The sequence below is a fragment of the Vibrio sp. M250220 genome (assembly GCF_036533795.1).
Lineage (GTDB): Bacteria > Pseudomonadota > Gammaproteobacteria > Enterobacterales > Vibrionaceae > Vibrio.
Genome location: NZ_JATABI010000079.1, coordinates 1 through 7,393, shown reverse-complemented (window position 1 = coordinate 7,393; position 7,393 = coordinate 1). Strand labels below are relative to the sequence as shown.

At 38.9% G+C, this 7,393-nt stretch carries 6 protein-coding genes and 1 pseudogene; 5 read left to right on the top strand and 2 right to left on the bottom strand.

Annotation, left to right across the window (positions count from 1 at the left end):
* Nucleotides 1-164 precede the first annotated feature (164 nt).
* Nucleotides 165-1,223 carry an ROK family protein gene (locus QTN94_RS18855; protein ID WP_331428522.1) on the bottom strand — a complete coding sequence of 353 codons (1,059 nt, stop codon included), beginning with the start codon at nt 1,221-1,223 and terminating at the stop codon, nt 165-167.
* Nucleotides 1,223-2,053 carry a glycerophosphodiester phosphodiesterase gene (locus QTN94_RS18850; protein ID WP_331428521.1) on the bottom strand — a complete coding sequence of 277 codons (831 nt, stop codon included), beginning with the start codon at nt 2,051-2,053 and terminating at the stop codon, nt 1,223-1,225. The genes QTN94_RS18855 and QTN94_RS18850 overlap by 1 nt, the downstream gene beginning before the upstream one ends.
* 189 nt (nt 2,054-2,242) lie before the next feature.
* Here QTN94_RS18850 and QTN94_RS18845 point away from each other — a divergent pair, with 189 nt between their 5' ends.
* The 5 genes and pseudogenes from QTN94_RS18845 to QTN94_RS18825 all read left to right on the top strand — a co-directional run.
* Nucleotides 2,243-3,319 carry an ABC transporter ATP-binding protein gene (locus QTN94_RS18845; protein ID WP_331428520.1) on the top strand — a complete coding sequence of 359 codons (1,077 nt, stop codon included), beginning with the start codon at nt 2,243-2,245 and terminating at the stop codon, nt 3,317-3,319.
* A complete protein-coding gene (locus QTN94_RS18840; RefSeq protein WP_331418641.1) occupies nt 3,319-4,188 on the top strand; it encodes an ABC transporter permease in 870 nt (289 codons plus the stop codon). The genes QTN94_RS18845 and QTN94_RS18840 overlap by 1 nt, the downstream gene beginning before the upstream one ends.
* Entirely contained in the window at nt 4,188-5,093 is a 906-nt protein-coding gene (locus QTN94_RS18835; protein WP_331428519.1) for an ABC transporter permease, read from the top strand. Before QTN94_RS18840 ends, QTN94_RS18835 begins: the two co-directional genes overlap by 1 nt.
* Nucleotides 5,093-6,187: an ABC transporter substrate-binding protein gene (locus QTN94_RS18830; protein WP_331428518.1), complete on the top strand. Its 1,095-nt coding sequence runs from the start codon at nt 5,093-5,095 to the stop codon at nt 6,185-6,187. Before QTN94_RS18835 ends, QTN94_RS18830 begins: the two co-directional genes overlap by 1 nt.
* A 325-nt stretch (nt 6,188-6,512) precedes the next feature.
* A pseudogene (locus QTN94_RS18825) lies at nt 6,513-6,890 on the top strand (rhodanese-like domain-containing protein); the annotation flags it as partial.
* Nucleotides 6,891-7,393 lie beyond the last annotated feature (503 nt).

Genomic DNA, 7,393 nt, shown 5'->3' with positions numbered 1-7,393 from the left:
CTTGAGATGTTATAACGCTCAAGTTGGTGAGGCACTGGCAAATGTCAAAGCAATGAACAAAGTCATAGGACTAGGTATGCCTGTTAGAAGCTAACGGCTAGTCATATATGGCGTCGTTGATCTTCAAGCTGATTTGATCAACAACGCCGATTTAACATACAGGTTTATACGTAAAATTCATTATAAAATGGAATAATAGATGCACCTAGTGTTGAACTTTTCTCACTATTTGGCGATAGAATTAATTTTGGCGAACTGGCATCACTAGGAACAAGCGTAGTTATTCGTTCTGACAATTTTTTGATTAACTCTTCGGCTACAGAATTAGGAAGAGAACCACCTAATATAATTAACTGTGGATCAATCCACTGAATACAATTCGACAATATTTGTTCAATTTGTACCGCACTACGAGCAACCCATTGTTCTAGCGTCAGTTCTTTTCGGTTCACGAAGTCAAGGTATGATGGTCTTTCCTTTCCATACGGGAAGGATAAACCAACTTGACCAGCATTATTGAACCCACCCTTAAATAACACACCATTATAAATAATCCCCGCGCCAATCCCAAAACCGATGTCAATAAAAACCATAGTTGAGAAATCTTTTTTAACATGCGAGTAATATTCACCTATTACGGAAGCATTTACGTTATTTTCTATATAAACGGGATATTCAAATGCGTTATCTAATATATCAGCCAAAGCAACATCATTAAAACATTGCAGAGCTGGGACACATACCCAACTCTGGTCAATACCTCTATAAGCAGGTAACGAAAAGCCGATACCTAATATTTTTGCCTTCGGGATTTTCGCTTTCACAATGCCAAAATTAACTAAATCCTGAATAGATTCGAGCATTTTTTCAAGGTTTTGTGTTTTGTCTACCGAACGACTTGTATGATAGACAATCAATCCTGACAAATTTGATATTGATATCGCCATGAAATTTGGCTCAATACTAACACCTAGAGAGAAGGCTCCTTCAGGATTAATTTCAAGTGGTATTGGTGGTTGACCTCTGCCACATTTTTGTCTTGAACCTTCTCGTAACAAACCAAGATTAATAAGTGACTTAGACAACTGAGTGACAGCACTTGGTGTTAGACCAGTAAGTTCACTTATCCGCGCCCTACTAATGACACGATACTTTGAGACCGCTGAAATAATCTTTCTTTGATTAGTCGTAAGGTCATTAGTTAGGTAGCTTTGGTTTTTCATTAGTATGCTTTCATATTTGCTTTGTTGATTAAACTAATCATATATAATGCATCATCATGACTAATCATGTCTATCAGACCTTCTCGAATCCAGGCTAATATTTCTTCTTCGGCTTCTACACCGAACTTGTCATAATAGTTTTCTGTCGGTGTTTTATTGTTACTGTGCGCATGTAAGTACATACGAGTACCTAAACCATGCTGCTTATACGCACGTAAATCATCAATGTGTGCAAACTCATACTCAAAGCAAACACAAGAAGCATTAGAACCGAGAACACATTCTAGTTGGTTGTTGTAACGTTCAAGTGTCACAACTTGTAAAGCTAATTCAGGAATAATTTTTTTTACTTTGTTAATCAATACGTGGTCAAACGATAACAATTGAATAAAGTTAACTGCATGAGGCACAGCACGAATAACATTAACAAAACAGTCAATAAACGCATCTTGACGTATGCGTTGTTTTGCTTCGACTATCAAGCCAACTCCATTCTTAATCGCCCATGAAAGCACGTCGACAAAGAGCGGTATTTTTGTGCCTTTAAACTCTTGTCCAAACTTGATTCCAAAATCAAAAGCTAGCAATTCTTCATACGTTAATCGGTCTACAAACCCTGTTCCCGTAGAAACACGATCCACAACGTGGTCATGAACAACGACCAATTGATTGTCTCGCGTAAGTTGGATATCAATTTCAATACAGTGCGTATTTGCTCGTAAAGCCCCTTCAAAAGCGGGCATCGTGTTTTCTGGATAAATTTCGCAGTATCCACGGTGTGTGTTCGCCAAAACAACCCCTTTTTCTGCATTGTGGAATTCAAATTTCATCTGTTTGTATCTCGTTAATACCATTGCCAATTAAATTATTATAAAAAACTTAATTGATCAACATCATTACTGAAAATAACGTAAGTTATTGATAAATAAGAAGATGATAAAAACTTGACGATCGTCACATATCAATTAAGTTTTTATTGATAACCTAATGAGACATCTCCTCAATAATGGATAAGCGAAATGACTGATAGATTGACCCTTAATAATATTTCGAAGTACTTTGATAATGGCTATTGTGCGGCGAATGAAATCTCACTTAACGTGAAGGAAGGTGAATTCGTTACGCTTCTTGGTCCATCAGGCTGCGGTAAAACAACTCTTCTAAAAATCATTGCAGGATTTCACAATCAAGATAGCGGTGATGTTCTAATTAACGGCCAAGTCGTCAATGACATGCCACCTGAACGTCGAAATACAGCCATGTGCTTTCAATCTTATGCTCTCTTTCCACACATGAATGTGTCGCACAATATTTGTTTTGGTCTTGTGCAACAGAAAATGCCACTTGACCAACAAATTTCAAAACTGAATGAAACTCTTAAACAAGTGGGACTGGTAGAACACAAATTAAAAATGCCAGCCCAACTGTCTGGCGGCCAACAACAACGCGTTGCACTTGCTAGAGCGGTTATCACTCTTCCCGATGTCATTTTATTCGACGAACCACTGTCCAACCTCGATGCGAAACTGCGGGATAGCGTGCGAATGGAGCTAAAAGAGCTTCAACGAAAATATAAATTGACCTCCATCTATGTCACTCATGACCAAGCAGAAGCTCTCTCCCTGTCCGACAAGATCGTTGTACTGAATAAAGGCAACGTTGAACAAATGGGGACACCAAAAGAAATCTATAACAACCCTGCGAACTCATTCGTTGCAGATTTCATTGGTTCTGCCAACATTTTGGAAGGCACGATGCAAAGTATCGACGGTCAATCAGGTTCAATTACATCAGACGTGGGGGAGTTTATATATTCATCAGATTATCCAAATAATTGCGAAGTAGAAGAACTACGTTATTTCTGCTTCCGTCCCGAGGATATAAAGCTCAACACGAATAACGCCACGGTCAACACATTTGATGTTTCAATTACCAAGATCTCTTTTATAGGCAACTTAGTAGAAGCATATGGTACGACCATAGGATTTGATAAAGAACTTCGTTTACAACTTTCAAAAAACTTAGATGTACAAGAAGGACAAACATACTCTTTCTTTGTTCGTCCTGAACATATTAAACCTTTGGAATTAATCTAATGCCAAAAATAATAAAAGATAACGGCCTTGCCTGGCTGTTAATGCTCAGTGGAGTTGGAACGATCTTGCTCTTAATGGGGTCAACCGTATATACCATCATTATGCAGTCATTTGGTTACTACAACATGACAGGTGAAAGCGGATTTACTTTGCAATATTGGGCAGAGAATATACAAAGCCCACAGATGCAGAGTGCTTTATATTATTCGATTAAAGTCGCGACATTAGGAGCATTACTATCGATCATTGTCGCATATCCAATTTGCTTATGGTTACGCAATGAAATCAAAGGGAAAGAGTTAATTATCTCCGTAATGCGTATACCGATGTTTGTCACAGGACTTGTTGCCGCGTTCTTGTATGTCAATATCATTTCGTATCACGGCATTTTAAATCAATTCCTTATGTTTATCGGCATTATTGAACAGCCATTACGGTTACAAAATGACTCCTTCGGTTGGGGCGTAATTATTCTTCAAATGTGGAAAAACATTCCTTTTGCTTTAATTCTAATTTCTGGTGCTATGAATAGTATTCGTGGCGATGTTTTAGATGCGGCAAGTAATTTAGGCGCATCTAAATCTCGTAAATTCTTCGCAGTGATTGTGCCTTTAACCCTTCCAGCCGTTCAGGTTGCAATGATTCTTATCTTCATTGGCGCACTTGGTGACTTCGCGTTCTACTCTATTGCAGGCCCGCGAAATACATATGCGCTTGCTCGACTGATGCAAGTAACCGCAATGGAATACGCGGAATGGAACAGCTCTGGCGTAATTGCAGCCATCATCATGATTACTTCAGGGATTGCCGCAACTGTCATTACGCTTGCAATTAAACCATTTACACAGAAAAAAGGAGAAGTGAAGTAATGAATACTCTTACGAACCGTTGTAATTCCTTTAAACGCTTCTTCAAAGCAGATCGAGAAAAAACACCAAAAATGGAAACCATCAATGCAAAGAAGGTTACGAAAATATCTCTGTTCTTCTTTTTCATCGTGAACTTCATTTGGATAGGTATTCCTATTATTATGGCAGTGTTATGGTCTCTGGTTGATCCAGACCATCCTTGGGCATACCCACAACTCTTTCCTGAAGTATTATCATTTGGCCGATGGTCTTACATGTGGGAAAACACATCCTTAGCAGAAGCTATCTGGAACAGCTATCGAATTGCTCCTGTAGTTGCTGTTACCAGTATCTTGCTCTCTATTCCTACGGCTTACGCGCTAGGTCGATTAGAATTTAAAGGAAAGAAAATCTGTGAAATGATTTCGTTAATTCCTCTAGTTATTCCTGGTATGGTGATCGCCATCTTCTTCAGCGCTGCTCTTATGAATCTTGGCATTGAGAATCAATTCATTGGCATCGTTATCGGTCACACAATCTTAACTCTACCCTACTCAATACGTATTATGGCTGCTGGATTCAAATCGGTTCCTCAAGACATGATTGATGCGACACGGAACTTGGGCGGTAATTATTGGACAGTATTTTGTAATGCTTTCCTTCCTTTTTTAAAGCCGAGCTTATTGGCAGCTACGATCTTTTGTTTAGTTAAAAGTTTAGAAGAATTCAGTATTTCATTTGTACTTGGTTCACCCGATTTCATCACTGTACCTACAATTTTGTATTCCTTCTTAGGGTATTCATTTGTTCGTCCAGACGCAGCCGTAGTGTCAATGATTTTGGTCATACCCAATGTAATTCTAATGATAATTATTGAAAAACTTTTAAAAGGCAATTACGCCTCTCAATCAAATGGAAAAGCATAATGAAACTAGTAAAAAGCTTATTAACTCTTGCAGTAATGTCCACTTCAATCACCGTCAATGCTCAGACCTATGAGAAATTACACCAAGGTGGGATCAACGATACACTGATAAAGCAAGCACAAGATGAAGGCTCTGTTATTTTCTCTGTATGGTACCTACAGCCAAAATGGCGTGAGTTTGTTCGAGAATTTGAAGATAAATATGATGTTAAAGTCCGCATTCCTGAAGGCTCAATGGATGGTACGTTCAATAAACTTTTAGCAGAGCAAAAACGTGAAAAAGGACGCATGGACGTTATTGCTTTGAGTCCGACACAAATTAGTCTTGCTGTAAGACAAGAAGCAATTGCTAAAGTGGATCAACTAGATAACTACGCTACCAGTGTTCACAGAGTAAACAACATTGATTTGAATGGTTACGCGATAGCCTTTTGGGGTAATAAAACAGGTTTAGCTTATAACTCATTGATTATTGATGATAAGGAGATCCCTCAAACGTTTGAACAACTACAATATTTCATCACCAATAATCCGAAGCGATTTGGATACAATGACCCAAACACTGGTGGTGCGGGGGCTGGCTTTATTGAGCGTATGGTAACCATCAATTCAGACCCATTTGATCCTCAAGAGAAACCTACAGAAAAAGTGCTTACTCAATGGTCGAAAGCTTGGGACTGGTTTAATGGAAATAAAGAGAATATGGTGATCTCTGCTTCTGGTGCCGACAGTCTCAATCGACTAAATGATGGTGAAATCGCCATTGCTCCTGCTTGGGAAGATCATCTACTTGGGCTACAAAATTCAGGCGCGATTAGTAAGAATGTGAAGTTCTATGTCCCTGAATTTGGTATGCCAAGTGGCGGTAATGTTGTAGCGATCGCTGCGAACACTCAGAAACCTGCGGCTTCGATCCTATTTACCAATTGGTTAGTTTCTCCAGAAACTCAACAACGCATGCATGATAAATTTGGCTCAGTCATTATGGTGAAGGATACAACTGATACCACAGCAACTGAAGTACCTCACTTTAACAAAGAACTCGCAACAGAACTGAAGAAACAATTTATCAACAAAGTAGTTCTCGGTGATTAATAATTATAACCTATAAATCATCAAATTTAGGGTGACTTTTGTACCAAATAAGGCAGTGGTAGCAATATTCTCACAGAAGTCACCCTCTTCCTTTAAACGACTTATATAATTGTTGATGAAGGGTTTAGCTCTAATAGCACTATTGAGATAGAAAAATGTACGAATATTTCTTTTAATACCATCATGACCAATCTGCACTAATTATTAGAAAGGTATAATAGTGGCTAAAGCCGCTCACGACATATCCACTTAATATTCTTGGTTTGGCCGCCGATCTATTAAGTGGTCGTCAATATTTATTGTTACGCATAGCTGGCAGTTAGAAGAACTGACTTACGCGCCGCCATATGGCAGTGCCAAAGATGTGATCAACCAAGCAGCCTTTGTCGCGAACAACATCATTAAGGGTGACTCTACGCCGATTCACTTTGATGAGATGGACTCACTAACAGACGATCAAGTACTGCTTGATGTACGTAACCCTGGCGAGCTCGAAAATGTTGGCTTTATCAAAGATGCGATCAACATTCCTGTAGACCAATTGCGTCACCGCATGGACGAACTGCCTAAAGACAACGAGATTGTTATCTATTGTCAAGTTGGGTTACGCGGTAACGTTGCGTATCGTCAGCTAGTTAATAACGGCTTCAAAGCCCGTAACCTGATTGGCGGCTATCGCACTTACAAATTCGCTACTGCTTAAGATAAACCAAACACTGCCCTTTTCCTTTGGAGCACTTAATGTGCTCCTTTTTTTACAAATAAGAGTGCCACAACCTTCATCTAACTGTCGTTCATCCAGAAGTTAACCTACATCCAAAACTCTTCTTTGAAAGCTGCTTAATAAGCGAATGATGACAACTACCTTGAAAAACGCCGAACCCCCTAAAACCGATGCTGTGGGAACAACATCGGTTTTTTTGTACCCACATATTTAGAAAGTCGCCTCGCTTGTATATTCCATAATCCTTGTCTTTTAAGCTCTCTTGAACAAGTTTTTGCCTCTGCTTTTTCTATGATATGCTCTTACGCATCTTGTCTCATTGTCTTTATTTTTATGAACACCGCCTTTTGATAGGACTACGTTAAAATAAAATTTATGGATGGAATATGGATTATAAATACCCCCCAAGAGAAATCATAGACCCAGAAGAAGAGAAAAAGTCTATGGTGGAAAGTCAGGTTAGGCGTTCAAATGCAGCGATA